This window comes from Burkholderia sp. YHN3-13 (assembly GCF_055810675.1).
The window spans coordinates 171,512-194,652 of sequence record NZ_JBVVNQ010000010.1; the positions used below are offsets into that span (position 1 = coordinate 171,512).

Below are 23,141 nucleotides of genomic sequence, written 5' to 3' on the forward strand. Positions count from 1 at the left end.
CGTCACGACCGGCGCGACGGACGGACCGGCGCGCACGGCGGGCCGTTTGGCCGACGCCGGATTCGACGGCCCCGGATTGCGCGGGTGCGCGCGCGTTCCGCTCATCCGGCCCCGGATTTCATCCGCGTGCGGGCCGAAAAATGTCGCGCCGAAACGTCAGTCTTTATGCTTTCAGACAGGTCTGACGATGCTTTCGAATCCTTGATGCCATAATGCCGAGCGTGTGCAGCCGAAGCGGGTGCGCACGTTTTTTTTGTCCCTCTGCCGCCGCTCGCCGGTTCTCTTTCGTCGCCGTTCGCACTGCCATGTCGTTCCGCACGTTCGCTCTGCCTTTCCGGTCCCGCCAGGACCGTTTGCCGGCATGGCCGGCGTCTTTCAGCGGGGCACGCGGCGTGACGTGCGGGCGGGCTGCACGATGACGCCGCTCGACCGCCTGCTCGATTTCCTCGCGCGCTTTTCGTTCCGGATCCGCCTGCCGCAAAGCCGCGGCGGCCGGGTCGCGCTGGCGCTCGTGTTCATCTATTTCGTCTGGGGTTCGACCTACAGCGGCCTGCATTTCGCGCTGCAGTCGTTCCCGCCGCTGCTGCTGTCGGGGCTGCGCAACCTGCTCGGCGGGATCGGCCTGTTCATCTTCGCGCTGCGACGCAAGCCCGAATGGCCGACGCTGCTCGAAATTCGCAACGCGGGGATCGTCGGCACGATGCTCGTCGCGCTGTCGTCCGGCACGATCGCGCTGGGGATCAGCTCGGTCAGCAGCGGCTCGGCCGCGGTGATGGTGGCGACCGTGCCGCTGTTCGCGACGGTGATCGCGGCGGTGGCCGGGCGGCCCGTGACGAAGGGCGAGTGGGCGGCCGTCGCGCTCGGGATGGTCGGTATCGTCGTGCTGAACTCGGGCGGCGCGGCGGCCCGGAATTCGGCACTGGGCACGATCTGCGTGCTGGCCGGCGCGCTGTTCTGGGCGGGCGGCGCGCACCTCGCGACGCGGCTCAGGCTGCCGTCGGACCTGTTCCTGTCGACGTCGCTGCAGATCGGCCTCGGCGGCCTGATTTCGACGCTCGTCGCCTGGCTGATCGGCGAACGCATCGAACAGGTGATGGTGGGGCCGGTGTTCGCGTTCCTGTACCTGATGGTGTTCTGCACGATGGCCGCGTATGTCGCATACGGCTATCTGATCCGCCATACGAGCCCGATCATCGCGAGCAGCTGCATGTACGTGAACCCGATCGTCGCGGTCGCGCTCGGTGCGCTGCTGCTCGGCGAGCCGGTGACGATGGCGACCGTGGTCGCGACCGTCGCGATCCTCGGCAGTGTCGCGCTGTCGTTCGTGTTCGATCCGGCGCGTCGGCCGGCGGCACGGGCGGCGGCCGACGGTTCGGCGGCCGTGGCGGCCGAGCACGCGCCCGCGGCGGCGGCCGATGCCGCCCCCGAGCAGATCGCGATTCCCGAAGCGGCGCCGATCCTCGCGCCTTCCGCCGTTCCGCTCGCGGTGCCGGCGCCGGCTGCCGTGATGGATCCCGCCGCGGTGATCGACCCGGCACCGGCGTTCGCGCCGCCGCCCGTCGACGAACCGGCCGTGCCGCGCGCCGACGCGTGACGCCGCCGTGGCCGGCCGCGCTCAGCCGTGCCGGCCGCCGCGATGGTGGGACCAGCCCGCGAGCGCGGCGAACAGCAGCCCCGTCGCGCACATGCCGGTCCAGCCGAACGCATGCCATGCGGCAACCCCGACCGACGAGCCGAGCGCGCCGCCGATGAAGTAACACACCATGTACACCGTGTTCACGCGGCTGCGCGCGTCGGGCTTCAGCGCATAGATGCGCGACTGGTTGGAGATCTGCGCGGCCTGTACGCCGACATCCAGCACGATCACGCCGATCACGAGTCCGGCGAGGCTCGAACCCGACACCGCAAAAATCACGAATGACAACGCCAACAGCGCGATCGCGAGCGAGATGATCGCGCGCGGGCCGCGCGTGTCCGCGAAGCGGCCGGCGTACGGCGCCGCGAGCGCGCCGGCCGCCCCGACGATCCCGAACAGGCCGGCAGCCTGCGGGCCGAGATGGAACGGCGCGCCGGCGAGCAGCAGCGTCAGCACGGGCCAGAACGCGCTGAACGCCGCGAACAGCGCGGCACCCGTCAGCGACGCCTCGCGCAGCCCGCGCAGTTCGACGGCCAGATGCCACATCGAGCCGAGCAGCTTGCCGTACGACAGCGTCGACGTCGGCGAACTGCGCGGCAGCCGCATCACGATCACGGCGGCGAGCACGACGAGTGCCGCGACCGACGCGGCGAACACCGCGCGCCAGCCGAAATACTCGGCGACGAAACCGGCGGCCGTGCGCGCGAGCAGGATGCCGAGCAGCAGGCCGCTCATCACGGTGCCGACTGCATGCCCGCGTTCGGCGGGCGGCGCGATTTCGGCGGCGAACGGCACGGCCTGCTGCGCGATGGTCGCGAGGACGCCGATCGCGAGGCTCGCGGCGGCGAGTACGGCCAGCGACGGCGCGGTGGCCGCCACGATCAGCGCGACCGACAGGCCGGCGATCTGCATCAGGATCAGCCCGCGGCGGTCGAACCGGTCGCCGAGCGGCGCGAGCAGGAACATGCCGGCGGCATAACCGAGCTGCGTCGCGGTCGGCACCGCGCCGATCCATGACGCGCCGTCGGGAAAAGTCGAGCGGAAGCTGTCGAGCAGCGGCTGGTTGTAGTAGATGTTCGCGACCGATACGCCCGCGATCGTCGCGAGCAGCAACAGCAGGCTGCGCGAGTAGTGGGGCGAGGCGGTGTCGGTCGGACGGTCGGTGGAGGCGGTGGACATGGCTGCGCGGACGGAGTTGGACGGCGTGGCGAGCGTCGGGTGCACAGGCGGGCCGAGCGCCGGTCGAGGCTGCCGATCATACCGGAGCGACGCGAATCCTGCCGGGCAGGCGGCGAACCGGCCGCCGCCCGCCGCCGTGCGTGCCGCAAGCCGTCAGTCGACCAGTTCGCCCGTCGGTTCGTAGAACGGATACGGGCCGGCGCCTTCGTCGACGTACACGTGATGCGACGTCATCCCCGTATCGGGCGCATAACGATGGACCGCGAACGCCGGCGGTTCGAGCCGGAACGCGGACGGCGCGTCGGCCCGCAGGTCGAACGCCACCTGATGCGCGGGCGACGGCACCGCCGCCGCGAGCGTGCCGCCGAAGCGCGTGAACATCGTGCGGTGCACGTGGCCGCACAGCACCCGCTCGACGTTCGGATGACCGCGCAGCAGCGCGTCGAGTTTCGCGGCAGCGGCCGGCGCGAGGCGCAGCTTGTCCATATGGCCGATGCCCGCCACGAACGGCGGGTGATGCAGCGCGACGATCACCGGCCGGTCGCGTGCGGCGTCGAGCTGCGCGGCGAGCCACGCGAGCCGTGCGTCGCACAGATCGCCGTGACTCGCGCCGGGCACCTGCGAATCGAGCGCGAGCACGCGCACCGCGCCGACGTCGAGCGCGTACTGCACGAATGCGCCGTCCTGCAATTCGGCGCGCGCGGCAAACGCACGGCGCAGCCCGGCGCGGTCGTCGTGGTTGCCGATCATCAGGTAGTACGGAATCTCGAGCGCCGCGAGCAGCCCGCGCAGGTTGCCGTACTCTTCGTCGTGGCCGAAGTCGGTCAGGTCGCCGGTAACGAGCACGGCGTCGGGACGCGGCTCGAGCGCGTTCAGCTTCGCGATGCAGCGCGCAAGCGCGGCCGCCGTGTCGACACGCCGGTACGCGAGCTGGCCCGGACGCTTGATGTGGAGATCGCTGATTTGAGCAAGCAGCATCGTCGTTCCTCGGAATCGTCTGTTTGTTGTCGCGGCGCTGTCGTGCGCCGCGGTGGGGGCTGCAGGAATGATGCCCGAACGACGGGTCACGCGCCGAGCGCGATCAGGCCTTCCGGTGCGATCGTGAGGCCGACCGCCGTGCCGCGTGCGAGCGCGATGCGGCCCGGCACGTCGATCACGAGCGCATCGGGTGCCGCGTGTTCGATCGTGAGCCGCGTGCGCTCGCCGAGGAACGCGCACGCGCCGACCGCGCCGCGCAGCGGCGCATGCGCGGGATCGGCGAGCTGCGCGTCCTCCGGGCGGAAGAACCATTCGTCGGCGGCGTGCGGCGTCGCGATCGCGCCGCCCGTCGTCACCAGCGCGCCGTCGCGCCATTGCCCGGCGAGCCGGTTCAGCGTGCCGATGAACTGTGCGACGGTGCGGTTCGCCGGGTGGTAGTAAATGTCGCGCGGCGTGCCGATCTGCTCGATGCGGCCCGCGCCCATCACGACGATCCGGTCGCCGAGTTCCATCGCCTCGGCCTGGTCGTGCGTCACGTAGACGGTCGTCACGCCGAGCTCGCGCAGCAGCGTGTTCATCTCGCGGCGCAGCACGTCGCGCAGTTTCGCGTCGAGCGCGGTCAGCGGTTCGTCGAGCAGCAGCACGCGCGGCCGCACCGCGAGCGCGCGGGCCAGCGCGACGCGCTGGCGCTGGCCGCCCGACAGCTGGTCGACCGGCTTGTCCGCATGCGCGTCGAGCCGCATCATCGCGAGCAGTTCGTCGACGCGTTCACGCAGCGCGCGCGGCTCGGTCTTGCGGATCTTCAGCCCGTAGCCGACGTTGCCGCGCACCGTCAGGTTCGGAAACAGCGCATAGTTCTGGAACACCATGCCGACCTGCCGGCGCTCGATCGGCAGCGCGGTGACGTCGTCGTTGCCGAACGCGATCGTGCCGCCGGCGTCCGGCGTGTCGAGGCCCGCGATCAGGCGTAGCGTGGTCGTCTTGCCGCAGCCTGACGGCCCGAGCAGCACGAGTGTCTCGCCCGCGCCGATCGACAGGTCGAGCGGTTCGAGTACGCGCGTGCCGCGGAACGTCTTCGCGCAATGGGTCAGCGTGATGGGAGTGGAATCGAGTTTCATATCTGCGAAAAATTCAGCGCGGGCGCTGCTTGAGCGCACGTGTGCCGGACGGATCGACGCCGAGCCACTGCATCGCGACGAGGAGCGGCAGCGTCATCAGCAGGAACAGGATCGTGTACGCGCTGCCGACTTCGAGGCGCAGCGACGCATAGGTATCGGCGAGCCCGACCGGCAGTGTCTTGGTGTCGGGCGTGTGCAGCATCCACGTGAGGTTGAATTCGCCGATCGACAGCGTGAGCACCGCGAGCGCGCCCGCGACGATGCCGGGGCGCAGGTTCGGCAGCACGATCGTGACGAAGCGCGTGACGAACGACGCGCCGAGGCTCGCCGCGCCTTCCTCGAGCGTGCGCAGGTCGGCGCCGGCCGCGACGGCGGCCACCGCGCGCACCATGAACGGCAGCGTGAACACGACGTGGCCGACGACGATGAACCACAGGCTCATCCGGAACGCGGTGAAGCCGCCGTACACGACCAGCAGCGCGAGTGCCGACGCGAGCCCGGGCAGCGCGACCGGCAGCACGAGCGCCTCCTCGATCGCGCGTGCGACGCGGCTCTTGCTGCGCGCGAGCGCATAGCCGGCCGGCACGCCGGCGACGAGCACGATCGCGAGCGTCGCGAACGCGACTTCGAGCGACAGCGCGACCGAGCCGTGATACTGCTGCCACACCTGTTCGAGCCAGCGCAGCGTGAGGCCGCTCGACAGGCCGCGGAAATAGTTGACGGTCAGGCCCGCGAGCACGGACATCCCGACGGGCACGATCAGGAACGCGCACAGCAGCAGCGTGACGCCCCATTGCAGCGCGGCGATCGCGCGCGCGCCCGTGACGTGCGGCGCGCGCCGCGCGACGCCGTTCGCCTGCGCGGGAGCGGGCGCCGGTGACGGCGCGGAGGAGCTGGAAAGCGATTGCATGCGGGAATCCTCAGGCCGCCGCGGCGGCGGTGTGGCCGGTGAAACGGCGCGCGAGCGCGAGCACGGCCCAGGTGACGATGCCGAGCACGATCGACAGGCCGGCCGCCGTCGCGATGTTCGCGTTCAGCGTGAATTCGGTATAGATCGTCATCGGCAGCACGTTCAGGTCGGTGGCGAGCGTGAAGGCGGTGCCGAAGGCGCCCATCGCGGTCGCGAAGCAGATCGCGCCGGCCGCGATCAGCCCGGGCGCGAGCGCGGGCAGCACGATGTCGACGAAGATGCGCCACGGCGACGCGCCGAGCGAACGCGCGGCTTCCTCGAGCGACGCATCGAGCTTCGACGCGGCCGCGATCACGGTGACGATCACGCGCGGAATCGAGAAGTACAGGTAGCCGACGAACAGGCCCGCGACCGAGTACGCGAATACCCATTTGTCGCCGGTGAGCTTTGCCGACAGCATGCCGATCAGCCCCTGGCGGCCGGCGAGCATGATCACCATGAAGCCGACGACGACGCCCGGGAACGCGAGCGGAAACGTGAGCAGCGCGAGCAGCACGCGCTTGCCGGCGAACTCGCGGCGCGCGAGCAGGAGGCCCGAGATCGTCGACAGCGCGAGCGTCGCGAGCGTGACGCCCGCGGACAGCGCGACCGTCTCGCCGAGGCTCTTCATGTAACGCGCATTGCCGAGCAGCGCCGCGTAGTGCGACAGGAACGCGCCGTCGGCGGATACCTGCACGAGCGCCGCCATCGGCAGCAGCCAGAACGCGGCGAACACCGCCAGCGCCGGCGCGACGAGCGCGACGCGCCAGCGCAGCGGAAAAGTCAGGTCGAGCATCGATTGTGTCCTGCCGCTTACTGCATCACCTGCAGGTACTGCTGGCCGAACGCCTGCTGGCCGGCCGCCATCTTGCCGAAGTCGACCGATTTCGCGCGTGCGTACTCGCTCGCCGGCAGGAACTTCGCGGCGACGTCGGCGCCGAGCGCCTGCGCGCGCACCGGGCGCAGGTAGGCGTTGGCCCACAGCTTCTGGCCTTCGTCCGACAGCACGAAGTCGAGCACTTTCCTGCCGTTCGCGTCGTGCGGCGCACCCTTCACGAGGCTCATCACGTACGGCACGGCGATCGTGCCTTCCTTCGGAATCACGAACTCGACGTTCGCGCTGTCCTTGTACTTCGCACGATACGCATCGAAGTCGTAGTCGAGCAGGATCGGAATCTCGCCGGACAGCACGCGTGCATACGCAGTCTGTTTCGGCACGATCGGCGCGTTCGCCTTCAGCTTGCGGAACCAGTCGAGGGCCGGCTTGAAGTTGTCGAGGCTGCCGCCCAACGCCTGGTTGACGGCGACCGCGCCGGCATAACCGACGAAGGCGCTCGACGGATCGAGATAACCGACCATGCCCTTGTATTCGGGTTTCAGCAGATCGGCCCACGAACGCGGCACCGGCTTGCCGTCGAGCGCGTCCTTATTCACGAAGAAGCCGAGCGTGCCCGAGTGGATCGCGAACCAGTAGCCTTGCGGATCCTTCAGGTTCGCGGGAATGTCGTTCCAGTGCGCGGGCTTGTACGGCGCGATCACGCCCTTGTCCTTCGCCTGGAAGGCCGACGACACGCCGAGGTAGACGACGTCGGCGACCGGGCTCTTCTGTTCGGCGATCAGCTGCGCGATCGACTGGCCCGAATTCTTGTTGTCGAACGGCACGCGGATGCCGGTCTTCTGCTTGATCGCCGCGATCTGCGCGGCCCAGTCGGCCCATTCCGGCGGGCAGTTGTAGCAGATCGCCGTTTCGTCGGCGTGGGCGGCGGGCGCGCCGGCGACGAGCGCGGCAAGGGCAAGCGGCGCGGCAAGCGCGCGCAGCAGCGAGGTCAGGCGAAAGGACACGGTGGGTCTCCGGGCGAGTGGGTGGTGCGCTGGGGTGGTGGGGTGGTCGGGGGCGGCCTGCGTTCAGGCCTGGCGCCGTTGCAGATCGATGGACGGCGGTGCGACCGTCGCGCCGTCGCGCACCGCATGCGGCAGGATCAGCGACGTGCGCTCGAGCGTCGCGCCGCCGATGCATTCGACGAGACGCCGCCACGCGTGACGGCCGATGTCGCGGTTCGGCGTCGCCACGCTCGCGAGCGGCGGCGCGAGCAGTTCGCCGATCGCAATCCCGTCGAAGCCGAGTACCGACAGGTCGTCGGGAATCGAGAAGCCGGCGCGGCGCAGGCCGCGCATCACGACCATCGCGAGCAGGTCGTTGCTGCAGAAGAGGGCGGTCGGGCGTGTGGCGTGCGCGGTGAGATGCGCGAGCACGGCTTCGGGCAGCTCGGGTGCGTTGAAGTCGACCTCGACCGGCGGCAGCGTGGCCATGCCACTTTCCTGGAGGGCCTGCGCATAGCCGAGATGACGCTGGCGCGCGCGATCCGACGCGGCGAGCGAACCGGCCAGCATCAGCACGCGGCGGTGGCCGCGCGCGATCAGCAGCCGCACGCCGTCGTAGGCGGCACGGCGGTTGTCGACCGACACCGACGGGCGGCGTTGCGTGTCGTTGTGCATCAGCACGTAGTGCGGGCCGTCGCGGTCGAGCATGTCGAGCAGCGGGTGCGTGTCCGCGTCGGCGACGGTGAGGATCAGCCCTTCGACGCGCTGCTCGCGCAGCGTCTCGATCGCATGGCGTTCGCGCGCGGCGTCGTACTCAGTCGTCGTCACGATCAGCTTGAAGCCGGCCGCGGTCGCGAGCGCGTCGATGCCTTGCAGGCAGTCGGCGAACACGGGGTTCGACAGCGTCGGCACGACGACGCCGACGAGTCGCGTGCGTTCGCCGCGCAGTTGCCGGCCGAGCGGGCTCGGGCGGAACTGCAGCGTATCGATCGCGGTGCGGATCGTCTGCAGCGTGGCGGGGCTGACGGTATGCGGGGCGTTGATCGCGCGCGAGACGGTGGCGATCGAGAAGCCCGCGAGGGCAGCGACGTCCTTGATGGTCGAGGTCATGAAATAACGCGATGTAAACGTTTTCGGCGAGGGAATTATCGAAAACGTTTGTGACTTCGCGATGACGCACACGACGCTTGTTTCGCAAAAAAGCACGATACAAACGTCAGACGGTTGGGGCCGTCGGACGACGCGGGCTTGATTGTAGCGGGGAGGGCGCGGCGCGCGACGAAACCGGCGCCCCTGTCGTAGCGACGGCGAGCGGGCGGGAGTGCATCCGCGCGACGGCGGCCGGTGTCGCGATGCGGTGCGGCAGAATAAGGGAACGCATGCGCAAGCAATGGTAGAATCGCGTCCGCCCTCTTGCCGGGGTGATGAAATTGGTAAACATAGCGGACTTAAACGATTGAGTGCCCGGCCGGAAACGGTCGGTGCAGAACCCTTCAAATTCGGCGAAACCCCTGATGCGCGCATCGAGGCAACGCCGAGCCAAGCCTCGCGGCATCCGCGAGGAAGGTGTAGAGACTAGACGGGGGGCGCCTAAGGCGCACGGGCAGCGGTCACGCCCGCGCGCGACGGTGAAGGCATAGTCCAGCGCACGAACGGCTTCGCTTACGCGACGTCGGCTTTGAAAGAAGCAGTGTGACGAAAATCCGCCGCCTTAACTGGCTTGCCGGTTCGAGTCCGGTCCCCGGCACCACGATCGCTTCGATGCGTTTCGATGAAGGTCTGAAAAAACCCGCGAGAATTGAAGCGCTCGCGGGTTTTTTGTTTGTGCGGCGTGGCCATTCGTCGGAGGCCGCGGTGTCGGGGACGGATGTTGCCGCTGGTGAAGCGTTGGCAGATCCCCGGCCATCCGAGACCTGCCCGTTCGCATGGCTCGTTTCCGATGATGCGAGCGCGATATCCCGGCACAGGTCGGTCGCGGTGCATCACCTACTCATTCGACGCGCAATATCAGCTTGCCGGTCGTTTGACCGCTTTCGAGTGCCCGATGCGCGTCGGCGATCGCGTCGAATCCATAGCTGCCGCCGATCAGCGGTTTCAGCTTGCCGGTTGCCAGCAAGCCGAACAGCTCAATGAGGGCCTTGTGCACGACGTCGTTGGTGAGGAACGCATGAAGCGCGAAGCCGGACAGCGAACGGCAGCCGAAGATCAGTATATTCATCAGGGTTTCGTCGACCGTGAGCAACTGGCCGCTGGCCGCGCCATAGCTGACGAAGCGGCCGTATGTCGCGAGGCCGGATACAAGCGTGCGGGCCACCGTTCCGCCAATCGAATCGAACACGACGTCGGGTCCGGTGCCGCCGAGCGCCGTGCGCAACCCGTCGGCCCAGTCGCCGTCGCGATAGCTGATGGCTTGATCTGCGCCGAGCGCGCGTACTGCCCGCAACTTGTCCGTTGAACCCGCGAGGCCCACGATCGAGCGTGCTCCGTCGAGTCTCGCCAGCTGGATCAGCAGTGAACCGACGCCGCCGGCTGCGGCGGTGATCGCGACCGTGCGTGCGGCCACGGGCGTCTCGCGCAGCAGCACGCGGGCCACCAGCCCCTGCAGCATCACGGCGACCGCGTCGTCGTCGGAGACTTCGTCGGGAATCGCGGTAATCAGCGCGGCGCCGAGCGTCACGTATTCGGCGTAGCCCCCGGTCGCGCGCATCGCGCCGAACAGCGGCGCCGCGACACGCGCGCCGATCTGGATATTCCGGACATCCGCGCCCACGGCAGCGACGGTGCCGACGACTTCCGAGCCCGGCACTGCCGGCAGCGTCAGCGCCGGACCCGGATAGGTGCCGGCGCGTTGCAGCGTTTCCGCGAAGTTCAGTCCGACACGCGTGACCCGCACGAGAACCTCGTCGGTGGCAGGCGTCGGACGCTCGATCACGACCGGACGGAGGACGGAAGGATCGCCGATACGGTCGATCTGGATGGCATGCATGCTGCTCATGAAAAAATCTCGCTTGCAAAGGGGGGCTCGCCCCCGGGGATGAATGAAGCGCGGGCCGGCTCCGGCCGCGCAGTGGAGGCGTGTTGCCCGATGCCCGGCGGATCAGTCCGGTTGAGCGCGATCGAACGCGACACGACCGGCTCCGTTCAGGACGAGTGCGAGCAGACCGCCTGCCATCGACAGGTTCATCATGAAGAACGTCTGCTGAGTCTGGTCGCCGCCGCCGTGGAAGATCGCCGCGGCGATGATCGAGAAGATCGCGAGTCCGAGCGCCGCGAGCCGTGTCATGAAGCCCGTGATCAGCGCCAGGCCGCCGGCGACCTCGACGACGATCACGAGCGGAAGCAGCGCGCCCGATACGCCCATGTGCTCCATGTATAGCCGGGTGCCCGCATAGTTGAAGACCTTGCTGATCCCCGCGCCGAGATAGACGCCGGCGATGAGAAGCCGTACGAGCACGGAGAGCAGGATGTTGACGACGGGCGTTTGCACGGCCGTCCGGTAGAGTGTGCGATTGATTGAATTAATCATATGGAATCCGTAATTATTGGGTGGATGGATCGCTGATCCTGGCGGGTGATCTTTGTGCTGTCGAGCGGCTTTCCGCTTATGCGTCGAGCGCCGGATAGTCGGTATAGCCGGCCTCGCCGCCGCCGTAAGCGGTGGACATGTCGGCCTGCGCGAGCGGGCGATCGTGTCGAATGCGCGTCACCAGATCGGGGTTCGCGATGAACGGGTAACCGAACGACACGAGATCGGCACTGCCCTCGTCCAGTGCCTGTTGCGCACGCGCTTTCGTGTAGCCGCCGTTAGCGACGTAGAGTCCACCGAAGGCACGGCGCAATGCGCGATAGTCGAACGGCGGCGCCTGATCGGCCGCCACCTGGGGAATGCCTTCGACGACATGCAGGTAGGCCGCGAGACCGGTGAGCCGGTCGGCGAACCGGTCAAACAGCGCCTGCGGGTGGCTGTCCGCGATGCCGCCGAAATACGGCGTGACCGGAGAAATGCGGACGCCCACGCGACCGGGACCCACGACATGCCCGACCGCGCGCACGACGTCGAGCGGCAGCCGGATACGCTTGTCGATCGTGCCGCCGTACGGGTCCGTGCGCCGGTTCGTACCGTCGCGCAGGAACTGGTCGAGCAGATAGCCGTTTCCCGCGTGAATTTCGACACCATCGAAGCCTGCCTGCAACGCGGCATGTGCCGCTTGCGCGTATTGCTCGACGATGCGGGGAATTTCGTGCGTGTCGAGCGCGCGTGGCACGGGATGCGGTTGCGGGCCGCTCGGCGTGAATGCCTGGCCGTCCGGTCGAATGGCCGACGGCGCGACGGGTAGTGCGCCGTCGGGCTGCAGATCCGGGTGGCCGATGCGCCCGACGTGCGCGAGCTGGACAAAGATGCGGCCGCCTTCGCGATGCACGGCATCGGTCACCCGCTTCCAGCCGGCGATCTGCGCATCGCTGTAAATCCCCGGCGTGGACGGATAACCCTTGCCCTGCGGGGAGATCTGCGTGCCTTCCGTAACGATCAGGCCGGCGGACGCGCGCTGGGCGTAGTAGACGGCATTGATCGCGCCGGGCGCATCGCCGGCGCCGGCGCGGCTGCGTGTCATCGGTGCCATCACGATGCGGTTCCCGAGCGTGACCGGGCCGAGCTCGAGTGGGTCGAACAACGTGGGGCCGGCCGTTTCCGAACGTCGGGGAAGGGAGCTGTCGAGCGTCATGATTCGATTTTCCTGTGGTGTTCACGAGGGCGCCGAGGCGCGATCCGGGATGTCCGGCATGCGCGCTTCGAACGCTGCTGAGCAGGAATTTAGGAGAAGGCTGTAATCTAAACAATCGTCTAAAATGGATCATTAGAATCCATTTTCTTGATGGATCATGGAGCGAAGCCCCAATCTGGATCAATTGCGCGCGTTCATCGCGGTTGTCGAAGCCGGCAGTTTTTCCGGCGCGGCCCGGCGGCTCGAGCGCGCCCAGTCCGTCGTCAGTTACGCGATCGCCAATCTCGAGTCGTTGCTCGGCGTGCCGCTGTTCGAACGTGGCAAGCGGCGGCCGACGTTGACGGCGGCCGGTGAAATCGTCCTGGCCGACGCCCGGCGGCTCGACATGCTGGCAGGCCAGTTGCTGGCCAAAACCGCCGGGTTGCGCGGAGGCGTGGAAGCAGAACTGTCGCTGGCGGTGGACGTGATGTTTCCACTGGCGAGACTCGTCGATGGGTTGGGCGCGTTCGCCGACGAATTTCCGACGGTCGCGCTCAACCTCACCATCGAAGCGCTCGGTGGGGTGATGAAGCTGGTGGTCGACGGCGGATGCGCCCTCGGCATCAGCGGGCCGGCGCAAAACTGGCCTGATGCCATCGATGCAACGTCCATGGGCTCGATCGAGCTGGTCACGGTCGCTGCGCCCACGCATCCGCTCGCGCAGCGCCGCGGGCGTGTTCCTCTGTCCGAGGCGCGCGAATATACGCAACTCGTGTTGACGGACCGCAGCAAACTGACCGAAGGGCAGTTGTTCGGCGTTTATGCGACCCGCACATGGAAGACTGCGGACCTGGGCGCCAAGCATCGCTTGTTGCTCGAGGGGCTCGGCTGGGGCTCGATGCCGATGCATTTGGTCGACGATGACTTGCGACAAGGCCGGCTGGCCGTCGTGCGGTTGTCGGATCGCGAGGTGTTTCGATACGGCCTGTCGTTGATCAGGCGGGCCGATCGTGCGTGCGGACCCGCGACGCAGTGGCTGATCGACCATCTGACGCGTCCCGGCGAACCGGACGCCTGAAGCGCGACGCCGTGCACCGGCACAACGCGGGCACCGGGACACGCGAAGCCTTCATTGGCGTTGCCGCTGCGCTGCGGCAAAAACGGCGTCATGTGATACTGGCGACGCCCGTCGTACCGGACGCGTGGGTCGCCATCGGCACACGCGTCCCGCCGACCGCCTCCAACATCGTTTGCGTCACGCAAAAACATCGTCATGACCGACTCGACCCATCACTATTACGAACCGTCGCAAGGCCACGGCCTGCCGCACGATCCGTTGAACGCGATCGTGGGCCCGCGCCCGATCGGCTGGATCTCTTCTCGCGGCAGCGACGGCACACTCAACCTCGCGCCATACAGCTTCTTCAACGCGTTCAACTATCGCCCGCCGATCATCGGCTTTTCGAGTACCGGCGCCAAGGACAGCCTGCGCAACGTGCAGGAGACGGGCGAGTTCGTGTGGAACCTCGCGACGCGCGAGCTCGCCGAGCGGATGAACCAGACCTGCGCCGCCGTGCCGTACGACGTGAACGAGTTCGAACTCGGCGGCTTGACCGCGGTGCCGTCGCGCCTCGTCAACGTGCCGCGCGTCGCGGAAAGCGGCGTCAACTTCGAATGCAAGGTGACCGACGTGGTCCCGCTGCGTGATCATCACGGCGTCGAGACGCCAGCCACGCTGGTGCTGGGTGAGGTCATCGCGGTTCATATCCGCCATGACTTGCTGAAGGACGGCATCTTCGACACGTTTGGCGCCGGCATCATTCTTCGTGCGGGCGGTCCGTCGGCCTACGTGCACGTAAAGCCCGACAGTCGCTTCGACATTTTCCGTCCCGACGCGTGATCGATCGCGCCGGCGCAAGCCGGCGACCGGGCGCCGAAGCGCCCGAACCTGAAAGGACCCCGCGCAGCGCAACGATGTCGCGGGGTCTTTTGCTTCGTACCCTCGCATGAGACGGACGGGCCGATTCGTCCGCCCCCGATGCCCGATCGCGGCCGGCTCGGCGGTCTTGCACTGCAGCAACCACATCCTTCGCCGGTTCCGCCCGCCCGACGCGCGCCGTGGACCTCTGCCATGGCAAATCTGCTCACGACGAACGAGCGGCTTGGACATCGACGCCCGGCGCCGCAAGGCATAGATTTCCAAGGTTGACGCGCTTATCCGCGCGTCAACCCGCGCGCAGGCCGGCAACCGGCCGCGCGTTCCCAACAGCGTGAGACACAATCGAGCGTGGAGACGACACGATGAGCCTGTCAGAGCCATTGCGTCTGCATGTGCCGGAGCCCACCGGGCGTCCGGGCTGCAAGACGGATTTTTCCTATCTGCATCTATCGCCGGCCGGCGCGGTCCGCCGCCCGCCGATCGACGTGGCCGCGGCGGACACCGCCAATCTCGCCCGCAGCCTCGTGCGCGTGCTCGACGGCAGCGGCCAGGCCGTCGGCCCGTGGGCGCCGGAGCTCGACGACGCGCGACTGATCGCCGGGCTGCGCGCGATGCTCAAGACCCGCATTTTCGACGCGCGCATGATGATCGCGCAGCGCCAGAAGAAAATCTCCTTCTACATGTTGAGCCTCGGCGAGGAGGCGATCGGCACCGCGCACGCGATGGCGCTGCGCGACGGCGACATGTGCTTCCCGACCTACCGGCAGCAGAGCATCCTGATCGCGCGCGACGTGCCGCTCGAACGGATGATCTGCCAGCTGATGTCGAACGAAGGCGACCCGCTGAAGGGCCGCCAGCTTCCGGTGATGTATTCCGATCGCGAAGCGGGCTTCTTCTCCATTTCCGGCAACCTCGCGACGCAGTTCATCCAGGCGGTCGGCTGGGCGATGGCGTCGGCAATCAAGGGCGACACGAAGATCGCGTCCGCGTGGATCGGCGACGGCGCGACGGCCGAAGCCGACTTCCATACCGCGCTCACGTTCGCGCACGTGTACCGCGCGCCGGTCGTGTTGAACGTCGTCAACAACCAGTGGGCGATCTCGACGTTCCAGGCGATCGCGGGCGGCGAAGGCACGACCTTCGCGGGGCGCGGCGTCGGCTGCGGGATCGCATCGCTGCGCGTCGACGGCAACGACTTCCTCGCGATCTACGCGGCGTCGAGCTGGGCCGCCGAGCGCGCGCGCCGCAATCTCGGCCCGACGCTGATCGAGTGGGTGACCTACCGCGCGGGCGCGCATTCGACGTCGGACGATCCGACCAAGTACCGGCCGAGCGACGACTGGTCCCATTTCCCGCTCGGCGACCCGATAGAGCGTTTCAAGCGTCACCTGATCGCGAAGGGCATCTGGTCGGACAGCGCACACGAGGCGCTGACGGCCGAACTCGAGGCCGAGGTGATTGCCGCGCAGAAGGAAGCGGAGCAATACGGGACGCTGGCCGACGACCGGATTCCGTCGCCGGCCTCGATGTTCGACGACGTGTACAAGGAGCTGCCCGCGCACCTGCGCCGTCAGCGCCAGGAACTGGGAGCATGATCATGGCGCAACATGAGACAGACACGGCGACGCAGCCGATGACGATGATCCAGGCGCTGCGCTCCGCGATGGACGTGATGCTCGGCCGCGACAGCGACGTGGTCGTGTTCGGGCAGGACGTCGGTTATTTCGGCGGGGTGTTCCGCTGTACCGAAGGACTGCAGAACAAATACGGCAAGTCGCGCGTGTTCGATGCACCGATCTCCGAAGGCGGGATCGTCGGCGCGGCGGTCGGAATGGGCGCGTACGGGCTGCGCCCGGTGTGCGAGATCCAGTTCGCCGACTATTTCTACCCGGCGTCGGACCAGATCGTGTCGGAAGGCGCGCGGCTGCGCTATCGCTCGGCCGGCCAGTTCACCGCGCCGATGACGATCCGGATGCCGTGCGGCGGCGGCATCTACGGCGGCCAGACGCACAGCCAGAGCCCGGAGGCGATGTTCACGCAGGTGTGCGGGCTGCGCACGGTGATGCCGTCGAATCCGTACGACGCGAAAGGGCTGCTGATCGCGTCGATCGAAAACGACGATCCGGTGATCTTCCTCGAGCCGAAGCGGCTGTACAACGGGCCGTTCGACGGCCATCACGAACGGCCGGTCACGTCGTGGCTCAAGCATCCGGCGAGCGCGGTGCCCGAGGGTTATTACACGGTGCCGCTCGACACGGCCGCCATCGCGCGGCCCGGCAGCGACGTGACGGTGCTGACGTACGGCACGACCGTGCACGTATCGCTCGCCGCCGCCGAGGAGACGGGCATCGACGCGGAGGTGATCGACCTGCGCACGCTGTGGCCGCTCGATCTCGACACGATCGTCGCGTCGGTCCGCAAGACCGGGCGCTGCGTCGTGGTGCACGAGGCGACGCGCACCTGCGGCTTCGGCGCGGAACTCGTTTCGCTGGTTCAGGAACACTGCTTCTACCACCTCGAAGCGCCGGTCGAGCGCACGACGGGCTGGGATACGCCGTATCCGCATGCGCAGGAATGGGCGTACTTTCCGGGGCCGGCCCGGGTCGGTGAAGCGTTGCGACGCGTGATGGAGGCGTGAAATGGGGATTCATGTCATCAAGATGCCGGATATCGGCGAAGGGATCGCCGAGGTCGAGCTGGTGGCCTGGCATGTGGCAGTCGGGCAGACGATCAAGGAAGACCAGCCGCTCGCCGACGTGATGACCGACAAGGCGGCGGTCGAGATTCCGTCGCCGGTGACGGGCAAGGTGATCGAACTGGGCGGCCGGATCGGCGAGATGATGGCGGTCGGCAGCGAGCTGATTCGACTCGAAGTCGAAGGCGACGGCAACCTGAAGGCCGGCGCACCGGTGCGGGAAACAAAGGTAGCAACCGCACCGGTCGCGGCGGCGCCGGCGAAGCCGGCGGTCGACGTGCCGGCCGAGCCGCCTGCACGGCCGACGGCGAGCGACGCTCCGGCGCGGCCGCGTCGTGACGCACCGGCGGCGCAGCCGCGCGCGGCGCTCGCGCCGGGCGAACGGCCGCTCGCGTCGCCGGCCGTGCGTCAGCGCGCGTGGGACATGGGCATCGAGCTGCGCTATGTGCGCGGCACCGGTGAAGCCGGGCGGATCCTGCACGCGGACCTCGATGCGTATGCGGGCGGCGGCGCGGCGCGGTCGGTGCACGCGCACGGCTACGACGAACGCAACGACGAGACCGAGGTGCCGGTGATCGGCTTGCGCCGCGCGATCGCGCGCAAGATGCAGGAAGCGAAACGCCGCATCCCGCACTTCAGCTACGTCGAGGAAATCGACGTCACCGAGCTCGAGTCGTTGCGCACGGAACTGAACCGACGCTACGGCGACACGCGCGGCAAGCTCACGCCGCTGCCGCTGCTGATCCGCGCGATGGTGATCGCACTGCGCGATTTCCCGCAGATCAACGCGCGTTTCGACGACGAAGCAGGCGTCGTCACGCGTTACGGCGCGGTGCACATGGGGGTCGCGACGCAGACGGACGGCGGGCTCACGGTGCCCGTGCTGCGCCATGCCGAAGCGCGCGACGTGTGGTCGATCTCGGCGGAAATCGCGCGGCTCGCCGATGCCGTGCGCGCGAACCGCGCGCAGCGCGACGAGTTGAGCGGGTCGACGATCACGATTTCGAGCCTCGGCGCGCTCGGCGGCATCGTGTCGACCCCGGTGATCAATCACCCGGAAGTCGGCATCGTCGGCGTGAACCGGATCGTCGAGCGGCCGATGATCCGCGACGGGGCGGTCGTCGCGCGCAAGCTGATGAACCTGTCGTCGTCGTTCGATCATCGCGTCGTCGACGGCGCGGATGCGGCCGAATTCATCCAGGCCGTGCGCGCGGTGCTCGAACGCCCGGCACTGCTGTTCGTGGAGTGAGCGCGATGAAGAACGAACACACCACACTGCTCGTCGTCGGCGGCGGCCCGGGCGGCTACGTCGCCGCGATCCGCGCCGGCCAGCTCGGCATTCCGACCGTGCTGGTCGAGCGCGACCGGCTCGGCGGTACGTGCCTGAACATCGGCTGCATTCCGTCGAAGGCGCTGATCCACGTGGCCGATGCGTTCGAACAGGCGTGCGGCCAGGCGGGCGAAGGCGCGCTCGGGATCCGCGTGCGCACGCCCGAGCTCGACATCGCGAAAAGCGTCGCGTGGAAGGACGGCATCGTCGACCGGCTGACGCGCGGCGTCGGCGCGCTGCTCAAGAAAAACGGCGTGCGCGTGCTGCACGGCGACGCCCACGTGATCGACGGCAAGACCGTCGACGTCGTCACCGGCAATCATTCGGTGCGGATCGGTTGCGAACACCTGTTGCTCGCGACGGGTTCCGAGCCGGTCGAGCTGCCGACGATGCCGTTCGGCGGGCACGTCGTGTCGTCGACCGAGGCGCTGTCGCCCGCGACGTTGCCGAAGCGGCTGGTCGTCGTCGGCGCCGGGTACATCGGGCTCGAACTCGGGACCGTCTATCGCAAGCTCGGTGTCGACGTCAGCGTCGTCGAGGCGGCCGAGCGCGTGCTGCCTGCATACGATGCGGAACTCGGGCGGCCGGTTGCCGATTCACTCGCGCGGCTCGGCGTCCGGCTGTGGCTTGGCCACCAGGTGCTCGGGCTGGCGGAGCACGGCGCGGTGCGCGTGCAGGCCGCCGACGGCGCCGAGCAGACGCTGCCGGCCGATCGCGTGCTGGTGGCCGTCGGCCGCCGGCCGCGCGTCGACGGATTCGGGCTGGAGACGCTGCAGCTCGATCGCAACGGCCGCGCGCTGCGGATCGACGACACGTGCCGGACGTCGATGCGCAACGTATGGGCGATCGGCGACGTCGCGGGCGAGCCGATGCTCGCGCATCGCGCGATGGCGCAAGGCGAGATGGTGGCCGAGCTGATTGCCGGCCGGCGCCGCCAGTTCGTGCCGGCGTCGATTCCGGCCGTGTGCTTCACCGATCCCGAGATCGTGACGGCCGGCTGGTCGCCGGACGATGCGCATGCGGCCGGCGTCGATTGCGTGAGCGCATCGTTCCCGTTCGCGGCGAACGGGCGCGCGATGACGCTGCAGGCGACCGACGGCTTCGTGCGCGTCGTCGCGCGACGCGACAATCACCTGATCGTCGGCTGGCAGGCCGTCGGACGCGGCGTGTCGGAACTGGCCGCGGCGTTCTCGCAGTCGCTGGAGATGGGCGCGCGGCTGGAGGATATCGGCGGCACGATCCATGCGCATCCGACGCTGGGCGAGGCGCTGCAGGAGGCCGCATTGCGCGCGCTCGGGCACGCGTTGCATGTCTGATAGGCGGGCCGCCTGAAACGGAACCGCCGGCGTGCCATGCGGGCATCGGCGGTTCGTGCTTTTTCACGCTTGCGTCGTGTGCATCCAGTCGGTATGCGGAATGCATCGATGCCGGCTTCCGCGCCGGCGCTGATCGCCGAAGGCCGGCTGTCGATCGGGCCGGCGTCGGCCGCGTCGTGGCGCGCGACAGGACAGGGAAGACGCCCGATCGGTAATTTTTGGAGACAACGGACGGGTTGTGCGCGAGCGGCCGGCCGGGGATCATGTCGATAGCCGGAAACCGGGCCGCATCGGGCCCGCCAACGCAGGCTTCACACGGAAGAACCGGACATGAAACTGCTGCTCGTCGGCGCGACCGGACTCGTCGGGCGCCACGTCCTCGAAGTCGCGCTTGCCGATTCGCGGGTCGATCAGGTCATCGTCCTCGCGCGCCGGCCGCTGTCCCCGCATCCGAAGATGCGCGCGCTGGAGGTCGATTTCGACCAGTTGCCCGACACGGCCGACTGGTGGCAGGCCGATGCGGTCATTTGCACGCTCGGCACGACGATGCGGGCCGCCGGCTCGCAGGCGGCCTTCCGGCGCGTCGATCACGATTATCCGCTGGCCGTCGCGCGGCACGCGCACCGGCACGGCACGCCGACCTACGTGCTGAATTCCGCACTCGGCGCGGATGCCGCGTCGCGCATCTTCTACAACCGCGTGAAGGGCGAGGTCGAGCAGGCGCTGGCCGGCGTCGGCTTTGCGTCGCTCACCTATGTGCGGCCGGGCCTGATCGGCGGCAGTCGTGACGAATTCAGGTTCGGCGAGCGGCTGTTCGTGTTCGCGTTGAACGCGGTCGGGCCGGTGCTGCCGGCGAAGTGGCGCGTGAATCCGGCGGCGCGGATCGCGCGTGCGCTGGTCGATGCCGCGATCGACGCGCGGCCGGGCGTGCACGTCGTCGCATCGGACCGGCTCGTCTGACGCGCGGCGGGCTGCCTCGCGTAGCCGGTTACCGGCCCGACCAGTCATCGAGCCCGCCGAACTGTTCGGCGAGCGCCGCGGTGAACGCGTCCATCGCGTCGCTGCCGTCGCGGTTCCGCGGCGTCGCGAGCTGGAATTCGACCGTGTGGCTCAGCTTGCTGGCAAGCAGCCGGCGCATCTTCCCGGCAGCGATCCACGGCGCCGCGACGTGGTCGGGCAGGAACCCGACATGCGCGCCGGACAGGATGAAGATCACGTCGGCGTCGACGTTTTCGGAGAACGCGGTCGGTTGTGCGTTGCGCAGCGCCGCACCCGACGTGTTCGTCTTGTAGAGCCGCGCGACGTTACTCGCGCGTGCGATGTCGCTCGCCGACACGCTTTTTTTCGCAAACAGCGGATGGCGTGCGCCGCAATGCAGCGACTGATGTTCGACGAACAGCGGCGCGTAGTGCAGGCCGGCCTGATGGCCGGAAAAATAGCCGATCGCGAGCTGCAGTTCGCCTTTCAGCAGCCTGCGCTCCAGTTCGTCGGGCGGAACCGCGAGCATCTCGATCAGCACGTCCGGCGCCTGTTCGCGAAAACGGCCGACGGCCGCCGCGATCGATTCGACGACGTCCGGCGCGAGCCGTTCGGACAAACCCACGCGCAGCTCGCCGAGCAACGTGCCCGACACGTGCTGCGTGTCGCGCGTGAACACGTCCATCGCCTGCAGGAGCCGCCGCGTCGACTGCAGCACGCGCTCGCCTTTCGGCGTCAGCCGGAAGCCGCGCTTGCCGCGATCGCACAGCCGGAACCCGAGGCGCGTCTCGAGCTTGGCCATCTGCGTGCTGATGGTCGAAGGCGCCATGCCGAGCGTGCCCTGCGCGGCGCTGAAGCCGCCGCACTCGGCGATCGTCAGGAACAGCCGCAGCAACTGCAAATCCATGTCTCGGAGCCGGGTCAGCATGGCAATACATCGCATTTCGTGAAGTCGGCTTATGTTAGTTCATATTTTTCGTTGGATGCCGTGGCGGCAGAATCGGGCACGAGGTCGCCAGCCGCGCGGCCGTGTCCCCTTCAGACAGGAATCCGACGATGAGCCAGAACGATTTCGCGTTTACGCGCGACAGCCTCCACGGCACCCAGGCCGAACCGACGTTTGCGGGCGCGACGAGCTTCATGCGGCGGCGTTTCAGCCGCGATCTCGACGGCGTCGATCTCGCGATCACCGGCGTGCCGTTCGACGCCGCCGCGTCGCACCGGCCCGGCACGCGCTTCGGCCCGCGCGGGTTGCGGATCGCGTCGACGGGCCTCGCGTGGGAGCGGCCATGGCCGTGGTCGTTCGATCCGTTCGACGTGCTGGCCGCGGTCGACTACGGCGATTGCGCGTTCGATCTCGGGCAGCCGGAATCGGTGCCGGGTGCGATCGAGCGGCATGCCGATGCGATCCTCGCGAGCGGCTGCGCGATGCTGACGCTCGGCGGCGATCACTTCATCACGTATCCGCTGCTGAAGGCGCATGCGAAGGTGCACGGCCCGCTGTCGCTCGTGCATTTCGATGCGCACACCGACACCTGGCCCGACCGCGACGTGAAGCGCATCGATCACGGGACGATGTTCCATCACGCGGCGCGGGAAGGGTGGGTCGTGCCCGCGCGATCGGCGCAGATCGGCATCCGGACCACCAACGACGAGCCGATGGGATTCGACATCCAGGATGCGCGCCGCGTGCATGCGTCGACGCCGGCCGCGGTCGCCGCGCGGATTCGCGAGCGGGTCGGCGATCATCCGGTGTACCTGACGTTCGACATCGACTGTCTCGACCCGGCGTTCGCGCCCGGCACCGGTACGCCGGTGTCGGGCGGATTGTCGAGCCACCAGGCGTTCGAGATCCTGCGTCACCTCGACGGCATTAACCTGGTCGGCATGGACGTGGTCGAGGTGTCGCCGCCGTATGATCATGCTGAAATCACGTCGCTGGCCGGCGCGACGATCGCGCTGGAACTGATCTGCCTGTATGCGTCGCGCCGGCGGCACACCAAGGAAACATCGATCGATGGATGACCTCATCTGGCGCAAGGCCGTGCCCGGCGACGCGGCCGCGTGCATCGCACTGCGCGGCAAGACACGCGAGAACGCGTTCACCGAAGCGCAGTTGCGCGACCTCGGCATCACCGTCGAAAGCTGGGGCGACGGGATCCGGGACGGCCGGTTCGCGGGCCATGTCTGCTGCACGGACGGGCGCATGGTCGGCTACTGCTTCGGCGCTACCGCTTCGGGCGAGATCGTCGTGCTCGCGATCCTGCCCGAGTACGAAGGGGCGGGGATCGGCAAGCGGCTGCTGCGGCGCGTGATCGACGATTTCGCGGCGAACGGCTTCACGTCGCTGTTTCTCGGCTGCTCGACCGATCCCGCATCGCGCTCGCACGGTTTCTATCGACATCTCGGCTGGATGCCGACCGGCAGGCTCGATGAAGCCGGCGATGAAATCCTGACGCTTCAGGTGAGGCGGGGCGCCTGACCGCATGCGCTGCCCGG

21 protein-coding genes are annotated in these 23,141 nt (G+C 68.4%); 10 read left to right on the forward strand and 11 right to left on the reverse strand.

The features are described 5' to 3' along the window. The first annotated feature begins 415 nt into the window (after nt 1–415). Nucleotides 416–1,594 carry an EamA family transporter gene (locus AC0KUR_RS22620; RefSeq protein ID WP_059560749.1) on the forward strand — a complete coding sequence of 393 codons (1,179 nt, stop codon included), beginning with the start codon at nt 416–418 and terminating at the stop codon, nt 1,592–1,594. A gap of 21 nt (nt 1,595–1,615) precedes the next feature. On the opposite strand, the gene AC0KUR_RS22625 is transcribed toward AC0KUR_RS22620, so the two are convergent. The 10 genes from AC0KUR_RS22625 to AC0KUR_RS22670 form a co-directional block, all read right to left on the reverse strand. Next, nucleotides 1,616–2,815, reverse strand: coding sequence for an MFS transporter (locus AC0KUR_RS22625; protein ID WP_124670433.1), 1,200 nt, complete (start codon nt 2,813–2,815; stop codon nt 1,616–1,618). Nucleotides 2,816–2,968: 153 nt separating this feature from the next. Further along, complete coding sequence (locus AC0KUR_RS22630) at nt 2,969–3,793, reverse strand: phosphodiesterase (RefSeq protein WP_059560610.1); 825 nt, start codon at nt 3,791–3,793, stop codon at nt 2,969–2,971. A gap of 86 nt (nt 3,794–3,879) precedes the next feature. Beyond that, nucleotides 3,880–4,911, reverse strand: a complete 1,032-nt coding sequence (locus tag AC0KUR_RS22635) for an ABC transporter ATP-binding protein (protein WP_124670432.1) — start codon at nt 4,909–4,911, stop codon at nt 3,880–3,882. A 13-nt stretch (nt 4,912–4,924) separates the two neighbouring features. After that, a complete protein-coding gene (locus tag AC0KUR_RS22640; RefSeq protein WP_124670431.1) occupies nt 4,925–5,821 on the reverse strand; it encodes an ABC transporter permease in 897 nt (298 codons plus the stop codon). 10 nt (nt 5,822–5,831) lie between these two features. Continuing rightward, nucleotides 5,832–6,656 carry an ABC transporter permease gene (locus AC0KUR_RS22645; protein WP_034186592.1) on the reverse strand — a complete coding sequence of 275 codons (825 nt, stop codon included), beginning with the start codon at nt 6,654–6,656 and terminating at the stop codon, nt 5,832–5,834. Between the two features lie 17 nt (nt 6,657–6,673). After that, nucleotides 6,674–7,702 carry an ABC transporter substrate-binding protein gene (locus AC0KUR_RS22650; RefSeq protein ID WP_059560605.1) on the reverse strand — a complete coding sequence of 343 codons (1,029 nt, stop codon included), beginning with the start codon at nt 7,700–7,702 and terminating at the stop codon, nt 6,674–6,676. Between the two features lie 63 nt (nt 7,703–7,765). Beyond that, on the reverse strand, nt 7,766–8,791 hold the full coding sequence (locus AC0KUR_RS22655) for a LacI family DNA-binding transcriptional regulator (RefSeq protein WP_473376440.1): 1,026 nt from the start codon (nt 8,789–8,791) through the stop codon (nt 7,766–7,768). 880 nt (nt 8,792–9,671) lie between these two features. Further along, complete coding sequence (locus AC0KUR_RS22660; RefSeq protein ID WP_473376441.1) at nt 9,672–10,676, reverse strand: quinone oxidoreductase family protein; 1,005 nt, start codon at nt 10,674–10,676, stop codon at nt 9,672–9,674. A 102-nt stretch (nt 10,677–10,778) separates the two neighbouring features. Further along, complete coding sequence (locus tag AC0KUR_RS22665; protein ID WP_049033532.1) at nt 10,779–11,207, reverse strand: DoxX family protein; 429 nt, start codon at nt 11,205–11,207, stop codon at nt 10,779–10,781. A 76-nt stretch (nt 11,208–11,283) separates the two neighbouring features. Continuing rightward, complete coding sequence (locus AC0KUR_RS22670; RefSeq protein WP_473376442.1) at nt 11,284–12,405, reverse strand: alkene reductase; 1,122 nt, start codon at nt 12,403–12,405, stop codon at nt 11,284–11,286. Nucleotides 12,406–12,562: 157 nt separating this feature from the next. On the opposite strand from AC0KUR_RS22670, the gene AC0KUR_RS22675 reads away from it, so the two are divergent. The 7 genes from AC0KUR_RS22675 (at nt 12,563) to AC0KUR_RS22705 (ending at nt 20,624) form a co-directional block, all read left to right on the forward strand. Next, the gene (locus tag AC0KUR_RS22675; protein WP_473376443.1) at nt 12,563–13,462 is read left to right on the forward strand and encodes a LysR family transcriptional regulator; all 900 of its coding nucleotides are present in this window, start codon (nt 12,563–12,565) and stop codon (nt 13,460–13,462) included. A 195-nt stretch (nt 13,463–13,657) separates the two neighbouring features. Continuing rightward, complete coding sequence (locus AC0KUR_RS22680) at nt 13,658–14,284, forward strand: flavin reductase family protein (protein WP_069705407.1); 627 nt, start codon at nt 13,658–13,660, stop codon at nt 14,282–14,284. A gap of 401 nt (nt 14,285–14,685) precedes the next feature. Further along, nucleotides 14,686–15,918, forward strand: coding sequence for a thiamine pyrophosphate-dependent enzyme (locus tag AC0KUR_RS22685; protein WP_473376444.1), 1,233 nt, complete (start codon nt 14,686–14,688; stop codon nt 15,916–15,918). 2 nt (nt 15,919–15,920) lie between these two features. Beyond that, nucleotides 15,921–16,961, forward strand: a complete 1,041-nt coding sequence (locus AC0KUR_RS22690; RefSeq protein ID WP_034186601.1) for an alpha-ketoacid dehydrogenase subunit beta — start codon at nt 15,921–15,923, stop codon at nt 16,959–16,961. A 1-nt stretch (nt 16,962) separates the two neighbouring features. Next, nucleotides 16,963–18,267 (forward strand): dihydrolipoamide acetyltransferase family protein, encoded by a 1,305-nt coding sequence (locus AC0KUR_RS22695; protein ID WP_473376445.1) that lies wholly within the window; start codon nt 16,963–16,965, stop codon nt 18,265–18,267. 5 nt (nt 18,268–18,272) lie between these two features. After that, nucleotides 18,273–19,664, forward strand: a complete 1,392-nt coding sequence (gene lpdA / locus AC0KUR_RS22700; protein WP_034186603.1) for a dihydrolipoyl dehydrogenase — start codon at nt 18,273–18,275, stop codon at nt 19,662–19,664. Between the two features lie 330 nt (nt 19,665–19,994). Then, nucleotides 19,995–20,624 carry an NAD(P)H-binding protein gene (locus AC0KUR_RS22705; protein ID WP_049033568.1) on the forward strand — a complete coding sequence of 210 codons (630 nt, stop codon included), beginning with the start codon at nt 19,995–19,997 and terminating at the stop codon, nt 20,622–20,624. Between the two features lie 28 nt (nt 20,625–20,652). Here the strand turns inward: AC0KUR_RS22705 and AC0KUR_RS22710 are convergent, their stop codons facing one another. Beyond that, nucleotides 20,653–21,570, reverse strand: a complete 918-nt coding sequence (locus AC0KUR_RS22710) for a LysR family transcriptional regulator (protein WP_034186605.1) — start codon at nt 21,568–21,570, stop codon at nt 20,653–20,655. Nucleotides 21,571–21,698: 128 nt separating this feature from the next. Here AC0KUR_RS22710 and speB point away from each other — a divergent pair, with 128 nt between their 5' ends. Both speB and AC0KUR_RS22720 read left to right on the forward strand, forming a co-directional pair. Next, nucleotides 21,699–22,667 carry an agmatinase gene (gene speB, locus AC0KUR_RS22715; RefSeq protein WP_124609097.1) on the forward strand — a complete coding sequence of 323 codons (969 nt, stop codon included), beginning with the start codon at nt 21,699–21,701 and terminating at the stop codon, nt 22,665–22,667. Then, nucleotides 22,660–23,124, forward strand: a complete 465-nt coding sequence (locus AC0KUR_RS22720; protein ID WP_034186607.1) for a GNAT family N-acetyltransferase — start codon at nt 22,660–22,662, stop codon at nt 23,122–23,124. Before speB ends, AC0KUR_RS22720 begins: the two co-directional genes overlap by 8 nt. The last annotated feature ends 17 nt before the right edge of the window (nt 23,125–23,141 follow it).

Bases quoted from the DNA above. Each gene is read 5' to 3' on its own strand.
- AC0KUR_RS22630 (WP_059560610.1), bottom strand. From the start codon at position 3,793: ATGCTGCTTGCTCAAATCAGCGATCTCCACATCAAGCGTCCGGGCCAG.
- AC0KUR_RS22625 (WP_124670433.1), bottom strand. From the start codon at position 2,815: ATGTCCACCGCCTCCACCGACCGTCCGACCGACACCGCCTCGCCCCAC.
- AC0KUR_RS22665 (WP_049033532.1), bottom strand. From the start codon at position 11,207: ATGATTAATTCAATCAATCGCACACTCTACCGGACGGCCGTGCAAACG.
- AC0KUR_RS22685 (WP_473376444.1), top strand. From the start codon at position 14,686: ATGAGCCTGTCAGAGCCATTGCGTCTGCATGTGCCGGAGCCCACCGGG.
- AC0KUR_RS22690 (WP_034186601.1), top strand. From the start codon at position 15,921: ATGGCGCAACATGAGACAGACACGGCGACGCAGCCGATGACGATGATC.
- speB (WP_124609097.1), top strand. From the start codon at position 21,699: ATGAGCCAGAACGATTTCGCGTTTACGCGCGACAGCCTCCACGGCACC.
- AC0KUR_RS22670 (WP_473376442.1), bottom strand. From the start codon at position 12,405: ATGACGCTCGACAGCTCCCTTCCCCGACGTTCGGAAACGGCCGGCCCC.
- AC0KUR_RS22620 (WP_059560749.1), top strand. From the start codon at position 416: ATGACGCCGCTCGACCGCCTGCTCGATTTCCTCGCGCGCTTTTCGTTC.
- AC0KUR_RS22705 (WP_049033568.1), top strand. From the start codon at position 19,995: ATGAAACTGCTGCTCGTCGGCGCGACCGGACTCGTCGGGCGCCACGTC.
- lpdA (WP_034186603.1), top strand. From the start codon at position 18,273: ATGAAGAACGAACACACCACACTGCTCGTCGTCGGCGGCGGCCCGGGC.
- AC0KUR_RS22720 (WP_034186607.1), top strand. From the start codon at position 22,660: ATGGATGACCTCATCTGGCGCAAGGCCGTGCCCGGCGACGCGGCCGCG.
- AC0KUR_RS22655 (WP_473376440.1), bottom strand. From the start codon at position 8,791: ATGACCTCGACCATCAAGGACGTCGCTGCCCTCGCGGGCTTCTCGATC.
- AC0KUR_RS22695 (WP_473376445.1), top strand. From the start codon at position 16,963: ATGGGGATTCATGTCATCAAGATGCCGGATATCGGCGAAGGGATCGCC.
- AC0KUR_RS22660 (WP_473376441.1), bottom strand. From the start codon at position 10,676: ATGAGCAGCATGCATGCCATCCAGATCGACCGTATCGGCGATCCTTCC.
- AC0KUR_RS22675 (WP_473376443.1), top strand. From the start codon at position 12,563: ATGGAGCGAAGCCCCAATCTGGATCAATTGCGCGCGTTCATCGCGGTT.
- AC0KUR_RS22635 (WP_124670432.1), bottom strand. From the start codon at position 4,911: ATGAAACTCGATTCCACTCCCATCACGCTGACCCATTGCGCGAAGACG.
- AC0KUR_RS22710 (WP_034186605.1), bottom strand. From the start codon at position 21,570: ATGCTGACCCGGCTCCGAGACATGGATTTGCAGTTGCTGCGGCTGTTC.
- AC0KUR_RS22645 (WP_034186592.1), bottom strand. From the start codon at position 6,656: ATGCTCGACCTGACTTTTCCGCTGCGCTGGCGCGTCGCGCTCGTCGCG.
- AC0KUR_RS22640 (WP_124670431.1), bottom strand. From the start codon at position 5,821: ATGCAATCGCTTTCCAGCTCCTCCGCGCCGTCACCGGCGCCCGCTCCC.
- AC0KUR_RS22680 (WP_069705407.1), top strand. From the start codon at position 13,658: ATGACCGACTCGACCCATCACTATTACGAACCGTCGCAAGGCCACGGC.